We start from the raw sequence: 18,242 nt of genomic DNA, 5'->3' as shown, positions 1-18,242 counted from the left end.
GGGCCCGCGGGCCCCGCACGCCTCCCGGAAGGAACCCCCACGATGCCCGAACGCCCCGACGGCGCCGAGGACTACGACGTCCCCGTCCTGAGCGACGGCACCGTGGTGCTGCGCCGGCTGGAGGAGCGCGACGTGGCGCAGCTGGCGCTGAACTGCGCGGACCCCGCGGCCGCGGAGTTCACCACCGTGCCGCTGGGCTACACGGAGGCCGACGCCCGGTGGTACATCGAGGATTTCGTCCCCGGTGCCTGGCGCGCCGGGCGCGAGTACAACTGGGCCGTGGCGGACGCCCGCACCGACCGCCTGCACGGGACGGTGGGGCTCAACGCCCTGCGGGGGACCACGGCCGACCTCGGGCTCAACTTCGGCCCGCACGCCCGGGGCACGGGCGCTGCGGAGGCCGCCTGCCGGCTGCTCCTCGAGCACGCCTTCGGGTCCCGGGGCCTCACCTATGCTTACTGGATGGCGAAGGTCCCCAACTGGGCCAGCCGCAAGCTCGCCTGGCGACTCGGCTTCCGCTCCCCGGTGCGGATCGACGGGTTCATGGAGCAGCGCGGCGCCTCGGTCGACGCCTGGATCCTGACCCTCGGCGCGGAGGACCCCCGCTCCCCGCAGGCCCCGTGGGACGGGCCGCCGTCCCCCGCCCGCGCCGACCCGTCCTGACCGCACGACCCGTCCCTGCCCGTCCACTGGCGGCCCGTCCTGCACCTGCCCGTGCTGTCCCCGCCCGTCCCGTTCCTGCCCGTCCCGTTCCTGCGAGGAGAACCGTGTTCCGCTGGCGAGATCTCTCTGACGTCCCCCCGGGCTTCGGCCCGTCGGTGGTCACCATCGGCAACTTCGACGGTGTCCACCGGGGCCACCAGCAGGTGATGTCCCAGCTCGTGGACTCCGCCCGTGCACGGGGCTGGGCGTCGGTGGTCGTGACGTTCGACCCGCATCCTGCGCAGGTGCACCGTCCCGACCGCCACCCGGGACTGATCATGGGCACGGAGGACAAGCTGGACGCCCTCGAGCGGACCGGCGCGGACGCGGTGCTCGTCCTGGAGTACTCCCTGGAGTTCGCGGGCCAGTCCACCGAGCAGTTCGTGCTGGGCACGCTCGTGGGACCGCTCGGCGCGCGCTGCCTCGTGGTGGGCGCGGACACGAGGCTGGGGCAGGGCAACAGCGGCAACGTCGACACGCTCCGGGCCCTGGGGGAGCGGCACGGATTCGAGGTCCGGGTGGTCGAGGACCTGCTCGACCCCCTGGACGACGAGCACTCGGAGCACGCCCCGGACGGCGCGGCCACGGGCGAGCGGCGCTGCTCGTCCACGTGGATCCGCACCTGCCTGCAGGCGGGGGACGTGCGTGCGGCCGCCCGGCTGCTCGGGCGCCACCACCGGGTGCGCGGAGAGGTGGTGCACGGTGCCGCCCGAGGGCGGGAGCTCGGCTACCCCACGGCCAACCTCTCCCCGGCCGCCGCCGGCTTCGTCCCGGCGGACGGCGTCTACGCCGGGTGGCTGGTCGACGCGCACGGGACGCGCTGGCCCACGGCGATCTCCGTGGGGTCCAACCCCACGTTCGAGAACGTGCCCCGGCAGGTCGAGGCGCACGTCATCGACCGCCCCGAGGAGCGGGTGGAGGACTTCGACCTCTACGGCCAGGAGGTGGTCGTCGAGTTCGTCGACCGGCTGCGCGGCATGGTCGCCTACGAGGGCGTCGACAAGCTCGTGGCACAGATGGACGACGACGTCGAGCGGACCCGGGACATCCTGGCCGCCGAGGCGTGAGCCCCGGCGGCCGCCTCGGCCCTACATCTCCTCGTGCGTGTCGGGGTCGTAGCCGGAACCGCTGATCCCGGTGTGCAGCATCTGCATCCGCCGCATCTGCTCCTCGTCCAGCTCCCAGTCGAAGACGTCGAGGTTCTCGGCCATGCGCCGGGTGTCGGAGCTCTTCGGGATCGGCACCGTGTGCGACTGCACGTGCCAGCGGAGGACGACCTGCGCCGGGGTCCGCCCGGTCCGCCGGGCGATCCGGGCGATCCACTCGTGCTGGAGCAGATCGGTCTTGCGGCCCAGCGGGGACCACGCCTGGGTCACGATGCGGTGCTCCTCGTGGAAGTCCCGCAGCCGCTCCTGCTGGTACTGGGGGTGCAGCTCCACCTGGTTGACCGCCGGGGTCACGCCCGTCTCCTCGATCAGGCGCCGGACGTGGGCGGGGGTGAAGTTGGACACCCCGACCGAGCGGACGAGGCCCTCCTGCTGCAGCTCCAGCATGGTCCGCCACGTCTCGACGTACCGGCCGACCGACGGGTTCGGCCAGTGGATGAGGTAGAGGTCCACGTGATCGGTGCCCAGCCTCCGCAGCGAGCCGTCGAGCGAGCGGCGCACGGAGTCCGTCCCGTGGTCCCGGCCCGGCAGCTTGGTCGTGAGGAACACCTCGTCGCGCGGCACCCCGGACGCGGCGATCCCGCGGCCCACGCCGGTCTCGTTGCCGTAGTTCACCGCGGTGTCGACCATCCGGTAGCCGCGCATCAGGGCCTCGGCGACGTTCGCCTCCGCCTCGGCGTCGTCCATCGGGTAGGTCCCCAGCCCGATCGCGGGGATGCCCCGGCCGTCCCGCATCGTGTGCGTGCGGTCGGCGACCGCGAGGCCCTGTCCGTCCTTCTTGTCCTTGCTCACGCGCTGCTCCTGCTCGTCTCGTCCCGCTCGTCTCGTCCCGCTCGTCTCGTCCCGCTCGTCCCGCCCCGGTCGTCCGCTCCCGGTCGTCCGGGGCCGGTGACCCGGTGCCGGACGCCCGTGCCCGGGACCTCGTGGCGGTGTCCCTCCCATCTTGGCCCACGGGCCCGGACCGGCCCAGCGCAGCGCGCCGCACGGCCCGCGGGTGGGGCGATCACCGCGCGTCCGGTAGACTTGACGGCGGTCCGACTGCAGTCCGTGGTTGTCGGATCCCCGGGGAGCCCCGGGACCCGGCGACGAGCCCGTCGTCCGGGCCGCACGGTACTGACTCGAACGGAGTTACACGTGGCACTCGACGCCGCCATCAAGCAGGAGATCATCAAGGACTTCGCGACCCACGAGGGCGACACCGGTTCGCCCGAGGTCCAGATCGCGGTCCTGACCCGCCGGATCGCCGATCTGACGGAGCACCTGAAGCAGCACAAGCATGACCACCACACCCGCCGCGGCCTGATGGCCCTGGTCGGTCGCCGCCGCCGCATGCTGACCTACCTGCGCGAGACCGACATCTCGCGCTACCGCTCGCTCATCGAGCGGCTCGGCCTGCGCCGCTAGCCGGCGCCCGGCGGCGTCCACCGGGACACCGGGGGACGCCGCCGAGCACCACGCCCGCCGGGCACGGCTGCCGGACGGGCCACCGCAACACCAGACACAGCAGCATCGAACAGCAGACGGGGCCACCGCGCCGATCATTCGCGGTCCTCGGTAGTGATCTCCGGACACCGGACGGCCCACGCGGCCTGCGGACCGTCCGTGGATCTCGATCGAAGACCGGGTGACGCGCGGGCGGTCCCGCGAACACGAAACGGAGGTGACCCTTGGAGGGTCCCGAGATCCAGTACGCCGAAGCCGTCATCGACAACGGTTCCTACGGAAAGCGCGTCGTGCGCTTCGAGACCGGCCGCCTCGCCAAGCAGGCCGCCGGCTCCACCCTCGTCTCCATCGACGAGGACACCACCATGCTCGCCGCCACCACGGTGGGCAAGTCCCCCCGCCAGGGCTTCGACTTCTTCCCCCTGACGGTCGACGTCGAGGAGCGGATGTACGCCGCCGGGCGCATCCCGGGCTCGTTCTTCCGCCGCGAGGGCCGTCCGTCCACGGACGCGATCCTCACCTGCCGGCTCATCGACCGCCCGCTGCGCCCCGCCTTCGGCAAGGGCATCCGCAACGAGGTGCAGGTCGTCGTCACGATCCTGTCCATGAACCCGGACGAGATCTACAACACCGTCGCGATCAACGCCGCATCGATGGCGACGACCCTGTCCGGCATGCCCTTCCAGGGTCCCGTCGGCGGCGTGCGCATGGCCCTGATGGCCGGCGAGAACGGCCAGCACCAGTGGGTGGCCTTCCCGAAGCACTCGCAGCTCGAGAACGCCGTGTTCGACATGGCCGTGGCCGGCCGGGTCGTCACCGGCAAGGACGGCGAGCAGGACGTCGCGATCATGATGGTCGAGGCCGAGGCCACCGACAACTCCTGGAACCTGATCAAGAACAACGGCGCCGTGGCCCCCACCGAGGAGCTCGTGGCCCAGGGCCTCGAGGCCGCCAAGCCGTCCCTCAAGGCGCTGTGCGACGCCCAGGCGGACCTCCGGGCCCGCGCCGGGAAGCCGGAGATGGAACTGCCCCGCTTCGGCCTCTTCGGGGACGACGCCAAGGAGGCCGTCGCGGCCTCCGTCGGCACCCGGCTCACCGAGGTCTACTCGATCGCCGACAAGCAGGAGCGCGAGGCCGCGACCGACGAGCTGCACCAGGCGACCCTCGCGGAGCTCACCGGGGAGGGCGCGCCCTTCGCCGACCGCAAGGACGAGGTCAACGGCGCCTACCAGGCGCTCACCAAGCAGACCGTGCGCCAGCGGGTGCTCACCGAGCAGGTGCGCATCGACGGGCGCGGTCTGACGGACATCCGCCAGCTCACCGCCGAGGTCGAGGTCCTGCCCCGGGTGCACGGCTCCGCGATCTTCGAGCGCGGCGAGACCCAGATCATGGGCGTCACCACGCTGAACATGCTGAAGCTGGAGCAGCAGATCGACTCGCTGTCCCCGGTCAAGCACAAGCGCTACATCCACCACTACAACTTCCCGCCGTACTCGACCGGTGAGACCGGCCGCGTCGGCTCGCCGAAGCGTCGCGAGATCGGCCACGGCGCACTGGCCGAGCGGGCCATCACCCCCGTGCTGCCCTCCCGCGAGGAGTTCCCGTACGCGATCCGCCAGGTCTCCGAGGCGCTGGGCTCCAACGGCTCCACGTCGATGGGCTCCGTCTGCGCCTCGACCCTGTCGCTGCTCAACGCCGGTGTGCCCCTGCGCGCCCCGGTGGCCGGCATCGCGATGGGCCTGGTCTCGGACGAGGTGGACGGGGAGACCCGCTACGCCGCGCTGACCGACATCCTGGGCGCCGAGGACGCGCTGGGCGACATGGACTTCAAGGTGGCCGGCACCTCGGAGTTCGTGACCGCGATCCAGCTGGACACCAAGCTCGACGGCCTCCCCTCCTCGGTGCTGGACGCCGCGCTGACCCAGGCCCGCGAGGCCCGGCTGCACATCCTCGAGGTGCTCAACGCGGCGATCGACCAGCCGGACGAGATGAGCGAGTTCGCACCCCGCGTGATCTCCGTGACGGTTCCCGTCTCCAAGATCGGCGAGGTCATCGGCCCGAAGGGCAAGATGATCAACCAGATCCAGGAGGACACCGGGACCGACATCTCGATCGAGGACGACGGCACCGTCTACATCGGCGCGACCGACGGACCCTCGGCCGAGGCGGCCCGCGCGGCGATCAACGCGATCGCCAACCCGCAGGTCCCCGAGGTCGGCGAGCGCTACCTGGGCACCGTGGTCAAGACCACGACCTTCGGCGCCTTCATCTCCCTCACGCCCGGCAAGGACGGCCTGCTGCACATCTCGGAGCTGCGCAAGCTCAACGAGGGCAAGCGCGTCACCGACGTCGAGGACGTCCTCGGCGTGGGCCAGAAGGTCCAGGTGGAGATCGCCAAGGTCGACGACCGCGGCAAGCTCTCGCTGGCCCCGGTGGTCGCCGAGGACCCGAACGTCCCCGCCGAGGACGACGACGCCGAGGCCTGAGCCGGGCCCGTCCCGCGCACAGCACCGCACGAGCACAGAGAGCAGCACAGCTGGATGACGGCAGTCGACCTGCCGCTGGAGGCGGGCGACCGCGGCCCGGGGAGCACCCCGGGCCCGGACGTCCGCCTCTCGGCGGTTCCCCACAGTTACTCCCCGGCCGGTTCCACCCCGGCCGGTTCCACCCCGGCCGGTTCCACCCCGGCCGGTTCCCCCTCGGGGGCGGCCGCAGCCCTGACCACCGCCGCCGCGGGCTTCAGCCACACCCTGCACGAGGGCGCCGGCGGCAACGTGGTCCGTCGCACGGTGCTGCCGTGCGGCACCCGGGTGCTCACCGAGCGGATGCCGGCCCAGCGGGCCGTGACCATCGGCTTCTGGGTGGGCGTCGGCTCCCGGGACGAGCAGCCGGGCCGGCTGGGCTCCACGCACTTCCTGGAGCACCTGCTGTTCAAGGGCACCGCACGTCGCTCGGCGCTGCAGATCGCGGAGGCCTTCGACGAGGTGGGCGGGGAGTCCAACGCGGCCACGGCGAAGGAGCACACGTGCTACTACGCCCGCGTGCTCGCCGAGGACCTGCCCATGTCGATCGACGTCATCACCGACATGGTGACCTCGGCCGTCCTGGACCCGGAGGAGCTCGAGCGGGAGCGGGGCGTCATCCTCGAGGAGCTCGCGATGGACAAGGACGACCCCGAGGACGTCGCCTTCGAGGAGTTCACCCAGCGCGTGCTGGGCGACCACCCGCTGGGGCGGCCCATCGGCGGCACCCCCGAGGAGATCCTCGCGGTGCCCCGCGACGCGGTGGTCGAGCACTACCGGCGCCACTACCGGCCCGAGGGGCTCGTGGTGACGGCCGCCGGCGGGCTCGAGCACGACGTCGTCGTCGCCCTGGTCGCCGAGGCCCTCGGCCGGGCGGGGTGGGACCCCGCCGCCCCGGCCGCCCCGCTCGCACGGCGCGGACGCACCCCCGCGCCGCTGGATCCCGACTGGGGCGAGCACTTCCTGGAACGGCCCGTCGAGCAGACCAACGTGGTCGTCGGCCGGCCCGGGATCGTGTCCCGGGACGAGCGCCGGTTCGCGATGACCGTGCTCAACGCGGCCCTGGGCGGCGGGATGTCCTCCCGGCTGTTCCAGGAGATCCGCGAGAAGCGCGGCCTGGCCTACAGCACGTTCTCCTTCTCGGGGGGCTACTCGGACGCCGGCTACTTCGGGATGTACGCCGGCTGCCTGCCGGCGCGCACCGACGAGGTGGTGGCGCTCATGACCGGCGAGCTGGAGAAGCTCGCCCGGCACGGCATCGGGGCGGACGAGCTGCGCAAGGTCGTGGGCCAGCTCGGCGGCGGGACGGTGCTCGCCCTGGAGGACACCGGCTCGAGGATGTCCCGGCTGGGCTCCGCCGAGCTGAAGTCGGGGGAGTTCCTCGACATCGACGAGTCCCTGGACCGGGTCCGCTCCGTGACCCCGGAGCAGGTCCGGGACCTCGCCGGGTGGCTCGCCGAGGGGCCTGTCGTGACCACGATCGTGGCGCCCACCCGCCGCTGAGCGGCCGCCGCGGCCCGATCGTCGCTGCCCGATCGTCGCTGCCCGATCGCCGCTGCCCGTCCGCCGCGGACCGGCCCCCACGGCGGCCGCCGCAACCCGGCTGCCGCCGCGGCACCCGGCGGCAGTCCCCGCACCTCCGTGACCTAGAGTTGGAGCCATGACCGAGAGCACCGCCCGGGAGAGCCCCGCCCCCGAGACCCCCGCCCCCGAGACCACCGCCGTCGAGCTCAGGGTCGCCGTCCTCGGCGCCCGCGGACGGATGGGCAGCGAGGCCGCGCAGGCGGTCCGGCGCGCCGACGGACTGCGGCTCGTCGCGGAGCTGGACCACGGGGACTCCCTCGACGCACTGGTCACGTCCGACGCCGAGGTCGTGATCGACTTCACCGTCCCGTCGGTCACCGAGCACAACGTCCGCTTCGCGGTCGAGCACGGCATCCACTGCGTCGTGGGAACCACCGGCTGGGACGACGAGAGCCTGGACCGGACACGGACCCTGCTCGCCCAGCACCCGGGCGTCGGAGTGCTCGTCGCCCCCAACTTCTCGATCGGCGCGGTCCTGGCCATGCACTTCTCCGCGCAGGCCGCCCGGTTCTTCGAGTCCGTCGAGATCGTCGAGCTGCACCACCCGGACAAGGTCGACGCCCCCTCCGGCACCGCCGCGCGCACGGCCGCCCTCGTCGGCGCGGCGCGGCGGGCCGCGGGTGTCGAACCGTCGCCCGACGCCACCACGCAGGACCCGGACGGGGCACGCGGCGCGCTCGTCGACGACGTCCGGGTGCACTCCGTGCGCCTGCGCGGGCTGGTCGCCCACCAGGAGACGCTCCTGGGAGGTCTCGGGGAGCAGCTCACCATCCGGCACGACTCCTTCGACCGCATCTCGTTCATGACCGGCGTGGTGCTCGGCGTCCGGGAGGTCGGCTCCCACCCGGGCCTCGCGCACGGCCTCGAGGACTACCTCGAGCTGGACCTGTAGAGCCGATGGACTCGATCCGGGCCTGGATCTGGGGGCTGCTCGCGGCCGCCCTGCTGACCCTGTGGCTGCTGCCGATCCCCGGCGGCTCGAAGCTGTGGATCCTCGCCGTGCTGGCCTTCGCGGGGGTCTTCACGCTGCTGGAGTCGACGAGCAGGGCGAAGCTGCTCGCCGCGGCCATGGTCTCGCTGCTCGTCGTCTACCTGGGCCTCAGCCTGCACCGCGCGGTGCTGCTGCTGGGCACGGACGGCTGGATCCCCAAGGCCTTCGGCGTGGCCATGCTGGTGCTGCCGGCCGTGGGCGTGTGGGCGCTCGTGCGCGAGGTCCTCTTCGGCGTCCGGACCGAACAGCTCGGCCGCACGCTGGACGCGGAGGGCGGACTGCCGGCGGACGACCTCCCGCGCACCCCGGGCGGGCGGATCGTGCGCGAGGCCGCCGACGAGCGGTTCGGGACGTACCGGGCCCAGACCGAGGAGGACCCGGCCGACTGGCGCAACTGGTACCGGCTCTCCCTCGCCTACGCCGCCGCCGGGGACAGGACCCGCGCGCGCTCCGCGATGCGCGACGCCGTGTCGCTCTCCCGCGGGGGCACCGCACGCAACACGGAACCCGCCGGGCCCCCGGACGACACCCGGGACTGAGCCGTGGGCGCCGCCCCGCCGGTGCACCCGCCCGAAGACGGTAACCTGGCACGCATGACTGCCAATGCCGCACCCTCCTCCGCCGACCGCCCCGCGACCCGGGCCGAGCCGATGTTCGGCACGCTGCTCACCGCGATGATCACCGTCTTCGCCGAGGACGGCGCCGTGGACCTCGACGCCACCGCCGGGGTGGCCGAGCAGCTCGTCGACGACGGGTGCGACGGCCTGGTGGTGTGCGGCACCACGGGCGAGTACTCCACCATGACCGACGAGGAGAACCTCTCCGTGTTCCGGGCCGTCAAGGACGCGGTGGGTGCCCGCGTGCCGCTGCTCGCGGGCACCGGCTCCAACGACACCGAGCACTCCCGCTACCTGTCCCGCGCCGCGGAGGAGATCGGCATGGACGGGCTGCTCATCGTCACCCCGTACTACAACAAGCCCACCCAGGCCGGTGTCGAGGCCCACTTCCGCAGCCTCGCCGACTCCGTGGACGTCCCGATCATGCTGTACGACATCCCGGGCCGCGCCGGCATCCCGATCGCCACCGAGACCCTCGTGTCCCTGGCCGGGCACCCCAACATCGTGGCCGTCAAGGACGCCAAGGCGGACCTGGTCGCCGCGACCCGGGTGCTGGCCGAGACCGACCTGCTCTACTACTCGGGCGACGACGGCCTGACCCTGCCGTGGATGTCGATCGGCGCCGCCGGGCTCGTCGGCGTCACCACCCACGTGGCCACCGCCCACTACCGCCGCCTCGTCGACGCGGTCCGCGCCCAGGACCTCGTCACGGCCCAGCGGATCAACCGGGAGCTCGAACCCGTGGTCCGTGCGACCATGACCCGCGCCCCCGGCGCCGTCGCGGCGAAGACGATCCTCACGTGGCAGGGCAGGCTGCCGCACTCCACCGTGCGCCTGCCGCACGTCCAGGCCACGGAGGCCGAGGCCGCCCTGATCCGCGCGGACCTGGAGAACTCGATCCTCTCCGGCACCATCCTCGAGACCATCGACTGAACGAAAGGGGTCACATGACCCAGTGGCACACGGACCTGTCCGCGCCCCCCGCACTCGGCCAGGACGTCCTGCGCGTCGTCGCGCTGGGCGGCCTGGGCGAGGTCGGGCGGAACATGACGGTGTTCGAGATCAACGGCCAGCTGCTCGTGGTCGACTGCGGCGTGCTCTTCCCCGAGGAGACCCAGCCGGGCGTGGACCTCATCCTCCCGGACCTCAGCCACATCGTCGACCGGCTCGACGACGTCGTGGCCGTGGTGCTCACGCACGGCCACGAGGACCACATTGGCGCCGTCCCGTACCTGCTCAAGCGCCGCCCCGACATCCCCGTGCTCGGCTCCCGGCTGACGCTCGCGCTGATCGAGGCGAAGCTCCTGGAACACCGGATCAAGCCCTACACGATGGCGGTGCGCGAAGGCCAGGTCGAGCGGCTCGGCGAGTTCGAGTGCGAGTTCGTGGCCGTCAACCACTCGATCCCCGACGCCCTCGCGGTGTTCCTGCGCACGAAGGCCGGCACCGTCCTGCACACCGGCGACTTCAAGATGGACCAGCTGCCCCTCGACGGCCGGATCACCGACCTGCGCCACTTCGCCCGGCTGGGGGAGGAGGGCGTCGACCTGTTCCTCGTCGACTCCACCAACGCCGAGGTCCCCGGCTTCACGCCCACGGAGAAGCACATCGGCCCCGTCCTCGCCGACGTGATCGGCCGGGCCCCCCGGCGGGTGGTCGTGGCCTCCTTCTCGTCGCACATCCACCGGGTCCAGCAGGTCCTCGACGCCGCCGCCGAGCACGGGCGCAAGGTCGCGTTCATGGGCCGGTCCATGGTGCGCAACATGACCATCGCCGAGAAGCTCGGCTACCTCGAGGTGCCGCCGAACACGCTGATCGACCAGAAGAAGATCGACGACCACGCCGACTCGCGGCTGGTCATCATGTGCACCGGGTCCCAGGGCGAGCCGATGGCCGCGCTGTCGCGCATGGCCAACGGCGACCACAAGGTGCAGCTCGCCGAGGGCGACACCGTGATCCTCGCGTCGTCGCTGATCCCCGGCAACGAGAACTCGGTCTTCCGGATCATCAACGGGCTCATGCGGCTGGGCGCCAACGTGGTCCACAAGGGCACCGCCAAGGTCCACGTCTCCGGGCACGCCGCCGCGGGGGAGCTGCTGTACTGCTACAACATCGTGGAACCGGGCTACGTCATGCCGGTGCACGGCGAGGTCCGCCACCTCGTCGCCAACGGCCGGCTCGCCGAGGAGACCGGGGTGCCCGGCGACCACGTGCTGCTGGCCGAGGGCGGGACCGTGGTGGACATGGCCGCCGGCGAAGCGCGGATCACGGGGCAGATCGAGTGCGGCTACGTCTACGTGGACGGCTCCTCGGTGGGCACCATCACCGACGCCGACCTCAAGGACCGGCTCGTGCTGGCCGAGGAGGGCTTCATCTCCGTGATCACCGTGGTGAACCGGGACACCGGGAAGGTCGTCACCGGCCCGGACGTGCACGCCCGCGGCGTGGCCGAGGACGACAGCGTGTTCGACGAGATCAAGCCGAGGATCACCGCCGCGCTCGAGGAGGCCATCAACCACTCGGGCAAGAACCACACCACCCAACAGCTCCAGCAGGTGGTGCGCCGCACGATCGGCGCATGGGTCAACCGCAGGCTGCGGCGCAAGCCGATGATCGTCCCGGTGGTCATCGAGGCCTGAGCACGCGGCCCCCTCCCGCCCGTGCGGCACCGCGGGCGGGAGGGGGCCGTGGTCTACCCTGGGACCATGGCGACTCGTACTTCCCCTGCCCGCAAGGGCGCCTCGACGTCGCGGGGCAGGAGCAGCACGTCCTCTGCGCGGTCGTCGGGATCCAGCCGCTCCGCCTCCCCCCGCCGACCCTCGAGCGCCGGACGGGGCTCCTCGGCGGCCGGAGGGAGCTCGCCGCGGCTGCTGCACGGACTGGGCGCCGCCCTGGCGTGGTGCGCCCGCGCCGTCGGAGGCGTCTGGATGACCGCGGCCCACGTGGTGGGCGGCGCCGTGCGCCGCATGGGCACCCTGCGCACCGGCGTGCCCGCCGAGGCGCTGCGGGACGGGGGCGCCCTGTTCCTCCTGCTGCTCGGCCTGCTCGCCGCGGCCGTCGAGTGGTGGAACCTGCCCGGTGCGTCCGTGCCGTGGCTGTCCGTGCCCGCCGTCGTGCTGCACGAGGTGCTCGCCGGCACCTTCGGGTGGACGGCCCTCGTCCTGCCGCTGCCGCTCGTGGGCTTCGCGCTGCGCCGCTTCCGCCACCCCGAGGACACCTCGGACAACAACCGCATCGCGATCGGCCTCGGGGCCGCGGTCGTCGCGGGCTCGGGCCTGGCGCACGTGCTGCTCGGGCAGCCGTCTCCGGGCCAGGGCCAGGACGCCCTCCGCGCCGCCGGCGGCTACGTCGGCTTCCTCGCCGCCGACCCCCTGAGCGCCCTCATCACGCCCGTCGGCGCCGGCGCGATCTTCGTCGCGGCCCTGCTCCTGTCCGTGCTCGTGGTGACCGCGACGCCCGTCAACCTCATCCTGCCCCGGCTCAAGCAGGGCTACTGGCGGCTCATGGGCCAGGACGGTCCCGTCTCCGCGACCGACGTCTCCGCCGCCCGGCACGACCGCTCCTACCTCGACGAGCACCACGCCGGCACCGAGGCGGCTCCGAGCCGCCGCCAGAAGCGCCGCGAGCGCAAGCAGGCCGAGGCCGCCCAGCGCGCCCACGACGGCTACCGGGGCGACGAGGCCTTCGAGCGCGCCGTCGTCGACGAGGAGGAGACCGCCGACGGCCAGGCGCCCACCCGGGTCTTCGACGTCGACTCCGCGCGCGCCGCCCGGCAGCGGGCCGCCGCGGAGCAGGCGGCGGCCGGGACCCCCGGGCAGACCGCTCCCGCCGAGCAGGCGGCCGACGGGACGACGGAGCCCGGTGCGCCGCGACCGGGCCAGAAGCGCCCCACCCAGGAGCAGCTCGCGGCCCGCCGGCTCCGCCGGGAGCAGGGCCTCGAGCCGGCCGCGGACACCGCCGCGGGCTCCGGCTCCCCGGCGCTCGAGGACGTGCCCGCCGAGCCCACGGGTTCCACCGCCGTCACCGCCCGCACCCACACCCCCGAGGCGCCCATCCCCGCGCGCGCCGAGCAGCTGACGCTCGAGGGGGACATCGCCTACTCCCTGCCCGTGCCCGGCGCGCTGGTGCAGGGGCCGCCGCCGAAGGAGCGCTCCGAGGCCAACGACGCCGTGGTCGCCGCCCTGACGAACGTCCTGGAGCAGTTCAACGTGGACGCCGTGGTCACCGGCTTCTCCCGCGGACCCACCGTCACCCGGTACGAGATCGAGCTCGGCTCCGGCACCAAGGTCGAGCGCGTCACGGCGCTGTCCAAGAACATCGCCTACGCCGTGGCCTCCGCGGACGTGCGCATCCTGTCCCCGATCCCCGGGCGCTCCGCGATCGGCATCGAGATCCCGAACACCGACCGCGAGACCGTCTCCCTGGGCGACGTCCTGCGCTCGCACAACGCCCGCAAGACCGAGCACCCCATGGTCATGGGCGTGGGCAAGGACGTCGAGGGCGGCTACGTGGTGGCCAACCTGGCGAAGATGCCGCACCTCCTGGTGGCCGGCGCCACCGGCGCGGGCAAGTCGAGCTTCGTGAACTCGATGATCGTCTCGCTCCTGATGCGCGCCACCCCGGACGAGGTCCGGATGGTGATGGTCGACCCCAAGCGCGTCGAGCTGACCGCCTACGAGGGCGTGCCGCACCTGATCACCCCTATCATCACCAACCCCAAGAAGGCCGCCGAGGCGCTGCAGTGGGTCGTGCGGGAGATGGACGCGCGCTACGACGACCTCTCGCACTACGGGTACAAGCACGTCGACGACTTCAACAAGGCCGTGCGCAACGGCAAGGTCCAGCCGGAGCCCGGCTCCAAGCGCGTGATCCGGCCCTACCCGTACCTGCTCGTGATCGTGGACGAGCTCGCCGACCTCATGATGGTCGCCCCGCGCGACGTCGAGGACGCGATCGTGCGGATCACCCAGCTGGCCCGGGCGGCGGGCATCCACCTCGTGCTCGCCACCCAGCGGCCCTCGGTGGACGTGGTCACCGGCCTCATCAAGGCCAACGTGCCCTCCCGGATGGCGTTCGCGACGTCCTCGGTCACCGACTCCCGCGTGGTCCTGGACCAGCCCGGCGCGGAGAAGCTCATCGGCCAGGGCGACGCCCTGTTCCTGCCGATGGGCGCGTCCAAGCCGATGCGCGTGCAGGGCGCCTGGGTCTCCGAGTCGGAGATCCACGAGGTCGTCGACCACGTCAAGGGCCAGATGACGGCCCACTACCGCCAGGACGTGGTGCAGGAGGCGCCCAAGAAGACCATCGACGAGGACATCGGGGACGACCTCGACGTCCTGCTGCAGGCGACCGAGCTCGTGGTGACCACCCAGTTCGGGTCCACCTCCATGCTCCAGCGGAAGCTGCGCGTCGGCTTCGCCAAGGCCGGCCGGCTCATGGACCTGCTGGAGTCCCGCGGCGTCGTGGGTCCCTCCGAGGGGTCCAAGGCGCGCGACGTGCTCGTCAAGCCCGACGACCTCGCCGCGACCCTGGCCGTGCTCCGGGGCGAGGACCCGCCCGCGCCGCAGGGCGGCTCCGCGGACTACGGCGAGGACCCGGTCGAGGCCTCGCTGGCCCGGACCGCGGCCGACCACGGCGACGGGACCGAGGACCCGGAGGGCTCCGAGGACGCCTGGCAGCTGACCGGCCGCTGAGCCGGCCGCGTCCCCACCCCGTCCACGCACCACGAGGAAGTGAGCACACCATGAGCCCCGCGGACCAGGCCTCCAACCTGAACCTGCCGAACGCGCTGACCGCCCTGCGCATCGTGCTGGTGCCCTTCTTCGTCTGGTTCCTGTGGGCCGGAGGCACCCAGGGCGAGGACTCCCTGGGCATGCGGTGGGCCGCCCTGGCGGTCTTCGCGGTCGCCATGTACACGGACAAGCTCGACGGCGACATCGCCCGGGCGCGCGGGCTGATCACGAGCTTCGGCAAGATCGCCGACCCGATCGCGGACAAGCTGCTGACCGGTGCCGCGTTCGTGGTGCTCTCGATGCTCGGGGAGCTCTGGTGGTGGGTGACCGTGCTGATCCTCGTGCGGGAGTGGGGGATCACGCTCCTGCGCTTCGTCGTCATCCGCTACGGGGTCATGGCGGCCTCGAAGGGCGGGAAGCTCAAGACGGTCCTGCAGACCGTGGCGCTCCTGCTCCTGCTGCTCCCGCTGGTGCCCCTCGTGGGTGCGTGGTGGCCGTGGCTCGGCTGGACCGTCATGGGGGCGGCGCTGGTGGTGACGGTCGTCACCGGCGTCGACTACGTCGTCAAGGCGGTGCAGCTGCGCCGCCGGGCGCTGTCCGGACGGGACACGACGTGACGGACCCGCAGCCCGCCGCGCGGGCGCTCGTCGAGGAGGCCGTCCGGCGGGAGCTGACGATCGGCACCGCGGAGTCCCTGACGGGCGGCGCCCTCGCCGCCGCCCTCGTCGACGTCCCGGGGGCCTCCGCCTGCTTCGAGGGCGGTGTCGTGTCCTACTCGAACCACGTGAAGACCGAGGTCCTCGGCGTCCCGGCCCGGCTGCTGGCCGAGCGGGGCTCCGTCGACCCGGACGTCGCGCTCGCCATGGCCGAGGGCGCCCGGCGGCGGCTGGGCACGGACTGGGCCGTCTCCACGACGGGCGTGGCGGGCCCCGCCCCGCACGACGGCAAGGCGGTGGGCACGGTGTACCTGGGCATCGCGGGACCGACCGGATCCGCCGTCCACGAGCTGGCCGCCACCGGGACGCGGGCGGCGATCCGCGCGGACGCCGTGCGGGTCTCCCTCGAGCGGCTCGCCGCCGCGATGCGGCTCCCAGCCAACTCCCAGTGAAAAAGTGCCTCCTGCGGGGAAGAATGGAACCATCAGCGGGGTTAGCAATGATCGCAGGCTCGAGTTGAGCCGATCGAAGTCAGGATGTCGACCGGCCGGCGCCGGGACACCGCCCGTACCAGGCGGTGACGCTGCCCCACACACGAGGAGACAAACGATTCACATGACGAAGCAACCCGTGTCCGTCAATGGCGTCGTCCGTTGGAAGGACGTGGGCCTGGACGAGGACGACAGCACCGAGACGAAGGACATGAAGATGGGTGTACTGCGCCAGGAGATCGGTGAGGTTCTGCGCAGCGTGCGGCAGCGCCAGGGGCGCACCCTCCGAGAGGTCTCCCACAGCGCCCGTGTCTCCCTCGGCTACCTCAGCGAGGTGGAGCGCGGCCAGAAGGAGGCCTCCTCCGAGCTGCTCGCGTCGATCTGCGCCGCTCTCGACATCCCGATGTCCCAGATGCTGCGCGAGGTCGCCGACCGCCTGGCCTACGCCGAGGGCCTCCTGGTCCCGGACACGGTGCCCAGCGATCTCACCGAGCAGTACTCGCGGGAGTTCGGCCGGGTCAACGGCGGCGAGGCCGCCGCGGCCGGCGCCCGCTGATCCGCCCGGGCGCTCCGCCGCCCGTCCGCGACGTCCCGGAGGGCTCGTCGGTCCCAGGACCGCCGGGCCCTCCGGCATGTGCGGGGCCGGCCGCCGGGGTGGCAGGATGGACCGGCAGCACGGACCGTCAGCAGCAGCAGCAGCAACAGCAGGAGCAGGAGGAGGGGGAGCGCCGATGAGGCTCAGCAGCTTCTGGCAGCTCATGGCCGACGAGTTCGGCCCGGGCTACAGCAGGGTGCTGGCCCGCGACCTCGTGCTCGGGGAGCTGGGCCACCGCACGGCCGTCGACGCCCTCGAGTCCGGGGTCGATCCCCGGACCGTGTGGTTCGCGCTCTGCCGGGCCCAGGACGTCCCGGAGTCCCGCTGGTGGGGCACGGACCGGCCGCCCCGCGGCTGATCCGCACGGCTCCGCCCGGCGTGCCCGTGGACCGGGAGCCGCTTCGAAGGTATATTCGAAGACGTGGTGCGGCCTGCACAGTCCGGTCCGTGCCGGACGGGTGGGCGCAGGCGCTCCCCAGGCCCCGCGGCAGGCGTTACGGTGTCCGACCCCGGCGATACCGTGGACCACGAGAACAGCAGCAGCAAACGGCTTCCGCCGCACCGGCGGAGCCCCCCGAACACGAGGTGGACCATGGCAGCCAAGGGCAGCAACAAGCAGAGCGCCGACCAGCAGTTCGGCAGCGACCGCGAGAAGGCGCTCGAGACCGTCCTCGCGCAGATCGACAAGAACTACGGCAAGGGCTCGGTCATGCGCCTGGGCGACCGCCCGGCCACCAAGATCGAGACCATTCCCACGGGATCCATCGCGATGGACGTCGCGCTGGGCATCGGCGGGTTCCCGCGCGGACGCGTCGTGGAGATCTACGGCCCGGAGTCCTCCGGCAAGACGACCGTCGCGCTGCACGCGGTGGCGAACGTGCAGAAGGCCGGCGGGATCGCCGCCTTCATCGACGCCGAGCACGCTCTCGACCCCGCCTACGCCGAGAAGCTGGGCGTGGACACCGACAGCCTGCTGGTCTCGCAGCCGGACACCGGCGAGCAGGCCCTCGAGATCATGGACATGCTCGTGGGCTCCGGGTCCATCGACATCATCGTCATCGACTCGGTGGCGGCCCTGGTCCCCAAGGCCGAGATCGAGGGCGAGATGGGTGACAGTCACGTGGGTCTGCAGGCCCGCCTCATGAGCCAGGCGCTGCGCAAGATCACCGGCCGGCTCTCGCACTCGAACACCACCGCGATCTTCATCAACCAGCTGCGCGAGAAGATCGGGGTGTTCTTCGGCAGCCCCGAGACCACCACCGGCGGCAAGGCGCTGAAGTTCTACGCCTCGGTCCGCGTGGACGTGCGCCGCATCGAGACCCTCAAGGACGGGGCCAACCCGGTGGGCAACCGGACCCGGGCCAAGATCGTCAAGAACAAGATGGCCCCGCCCTTCAAGCAGGCCGAGTTCGACATCCTGTACGGGGAGGGCATCTCCACCGAGGGCGGGCTCATCGACATGGGCGTGGAGCACGGCATCGTGAAGAAGTCCGGGGCGTGGTTCACCTACGAGGGCGACCAGCTCGGACAGGGCAAGGAGAACTCGCGCCGGTTCCTCAAGGACAACCCGGAGCTGGCCGAGGAGATCGAGCGCCGGATCCTGGTGAAGCTCGGCGTCGTCGCCGACCCGGACGCCGTGGAGGAGATCGAGGAGGAGGCGCCCGTGGTCGGGCTGCCCACCGAGGTCGCCGGACCGGCCTTCTGAGCGGATCCGTGACCGAGAGCCCGTACGCACGCCGGCGC

The 18,242-nt window shown here is 72.5% G+C and carries 16 protein-coding genes; 15 read left to right on the top strand and 1 reads right to left on the bottom strand.

The genetic code is table 11. From position 1 onward, the window contains the following. Positions 1 to 42 precede the first annotated feature (42 nt). Positions 43 to 663, top strand: coding sequence for a GNAT family N-acetyltransferase (locus tag ACH9D3_RS12735; RefSeq protein ID WP_396398957.1), 621 nt, complete (start codon positions 43 to 45; stop codon positions 661 to 663). Positions 664 to 767: 104 nt separating this feature from the next. Continuing rightward, entirely contained in the window at positions 768 to 1,769 is a 1,002-nt protein-coding gene (locus ACH9D3_RS12730) for a bifunctional riboflavin kinase/FAD synthetase (protein ID WP_396411222.1), read from the top strand. Positions 1,770 to 1,790: 21 nt separating this feature from the next. Here ACH9D3_RS12730 and ACH9D3_RS12725 read toward each other — a convergent pair whose 3' ends face one another. Further along, on the bottom strand, positions 1,791 to 2,660 hold the full coding sequence (locus ACH9D3_RS12725) for an aldo/keto reductase (RefSeq protein ID WP_396411221.1): 870 nt from the start codon (positions 2,658 to 2,660) through the stop codon (positions 1,791 to 1,793). A gap of 342 nt (positions 2,661 to 3,002) precedes the next feature. On the opposite strand from ACH9D3_RS12725, the gene rpsO reads away from it, so the two are divergent. The 13 genes from rpsO to recA all read left to right on the top strand — a co-directional run bounded on the left by rpsO (position 3,003) and on the right by recA (position 18,204). Then, the gene (gene rpsO / locus ACH9D3_RS12720; protein ID WP_396398954.1) at positions 3,003 to 3,272 is read left to right on the top strand and encodes a 30S ribosomal protein S15; all 270 of its coding nucleotides are present in this window, start codon (positions 3,003 to 3,005) and stop codon (positions 3,270 to 3,272) included. A 263-nt stretch (positions 3,273 to 3,535) separates the two neighbouring features. Beyond that, positions 3,536 to 5,797 (top strand): polyribonucleotide nucleotidyltransferase, encoded by a 2,262-nt coding sequence (locus tag ACH9D3_RS12715; RefSeq protein ID WP_396398953.1) that lies wholly within the window; start codon positions 3,536 to 3,538, stop codon positions 5,795 to 5,797. 54 nt (positions 5,798 to 5,851) lie between these two features. Beyond that, positions 5,852 to 7,336, top strand: a complete 1,485-nt coding sequence (locus tag ACH9D3_RS12710) for an insulinase family protein (RefSeq protein WP_396411220.1) — start codon at positions 5,852 to 5,854, stop codon at positions 7,334 to 7,336. Positions 7,337 to 7,493: 157 nt separating this feature from the next. Beyond that, complete coding sequence (gene dapB, locus ACH9D3_RS12705) at positions 7,494 to 8,309, top strand: 4-hydroxy-tetrahydrodipicolinate reductase (protein ID WP_396411219.1); 816 nt, start codon at positions 7,494 to 7,496, stop codon at positions 8,307 to 8,309. 5 nt (positions 8,310 to 8,314) lie between these two features. Next, positions 8,315 to 8,947: a hypothetical protein gene (locus ACH9D3_RS12700; protein ID WP_396398950.1), complete on the top strand. Its 633-nt coding sequence runs from the start codon at positions 8,315 to 8,317 to the stop codon at positions 8,945 to 8,947. Positions 8,948 to 9,001: 54 nt separating this feature from the next. After that, complete coding sequence (gene dapA / locus ACH9D3_RS12695) at positions 9,002 to 9,958, top strand: 4-hydroxy-tetrahydrodipicolinate synthase (RefSeq protein ID WP_396411218.1); 957 nt, start codon at positions 9,002 to 9,004, stop codon at positions 9,956 to 9,958. A gap of 14 nt (positions 9,959 to 9,972) precedes the next feature. Further along, the gene (locus tag ACH9D3_RS12690; RefSeq protein ID WP_396411217.1) at positions 9,973 to 11,664 is read left to right on the top strand and encodes an RNase J family beta-CASP ribonuclease; all 1,692 of its coding nucleotides are present in this window, start codon (positions 9,973 to 9,975) and stop codon (positions 11,662 to 11,664) included. Between the two features lie 288 nt (positions 11,665 to 11,952). After that, a complete protein-coding gene (locus ACH9D3_RS12685; protein WP_396411216.1) occupies positions 11,953 to 14,718 on the top strand; it encodes an FtsK/SpoIIIE family DNA translocase in 2,766 nt (921 codons plus the stop codon). A 50-nt stretch (positions 14,719 to 14,768) separates the two neighbouring features. Continuing rightward, positions 14,769 to 15,374: a CDP-alcohol phosphatidyltransferase family protein gene (locus ACH9D3_RS12680; protein ID WP_396411215.1), complete on the top strand. Its 606-nt coding sequence runs from the start codon at positions 14,769 to 14,771 to the stop codon at positions 15,372 to 15,374. After that, positions 15,371 to 15,865, top strand: coding sequence for a nicotinamide-nucleotide amidohydrolase family protein (locus ACH9D3_RS12675; protein WP_396411214.1), 495 nt, complete (start codon positions 15,371 to 15,373; stop codon positions 15,863 to 15,865). Before ACH9D3_RS12680 ends, ACH9D3_RS12675 begins: the two co-directional genes overlap by 4 nt. Before the next feature lie 163 nt (positions 15,866 to 16,028). Then, positions 16,029 to 16,460: a helix-turn-helix domain-containing protein gene (locus ACH9D3_RS12670; RefSeq protein WP_017832912.1), complete on the top strand. Its 432-nt coding sequence runs from the start codon at positions 16,029 to 16,031 to the stop codon at positions 16,458 to 16,460. 175 nt (positions 16,461 to 16,635) lie between these two features. Continuing rightward, positions 16,636 to 16,857 carry a DUF3046 domain-containing protein gene (locus ACH9D3_RS12665; protein WP_396398944.1) on the top strand — a complete coding sequence of 74 codons (222 nt, stop codon included), beginning with the start codon at positions 16,636 to 16,638 and terminating at the stop codon, positions 16,855 to 16,857. Positions 16,858 to 17,091: 234 nt separating this feature from the next. After that, the gene (gene recA, locus ACH9D3_RS12660; RefSeq protein ID WP_396398943.1) at positions 17,092 to 18,204 is read left to right on the top strand and encodes a recombinase RecA; all 1,113 of its coding nucleotides are present in this window, start codon (positions 17,092 to 17,094) and stop codon (positions 18,202 to 18,204) included. Positions 18,205 to 18,242: the final 38 nt, after the last annotated feature.

It is taken from the genome of Kocuria kalidii, assembly GCF_044462225.1.
Lineage (GTDB): Bacteria > Actinomycetota > Actinomycetes > Actinomycetales > Micrococcaceae > Kocuria > Kocuria kalidii.
This window is presented reverse-complemented; position numbering and strand designations above follow the sequence as displayed.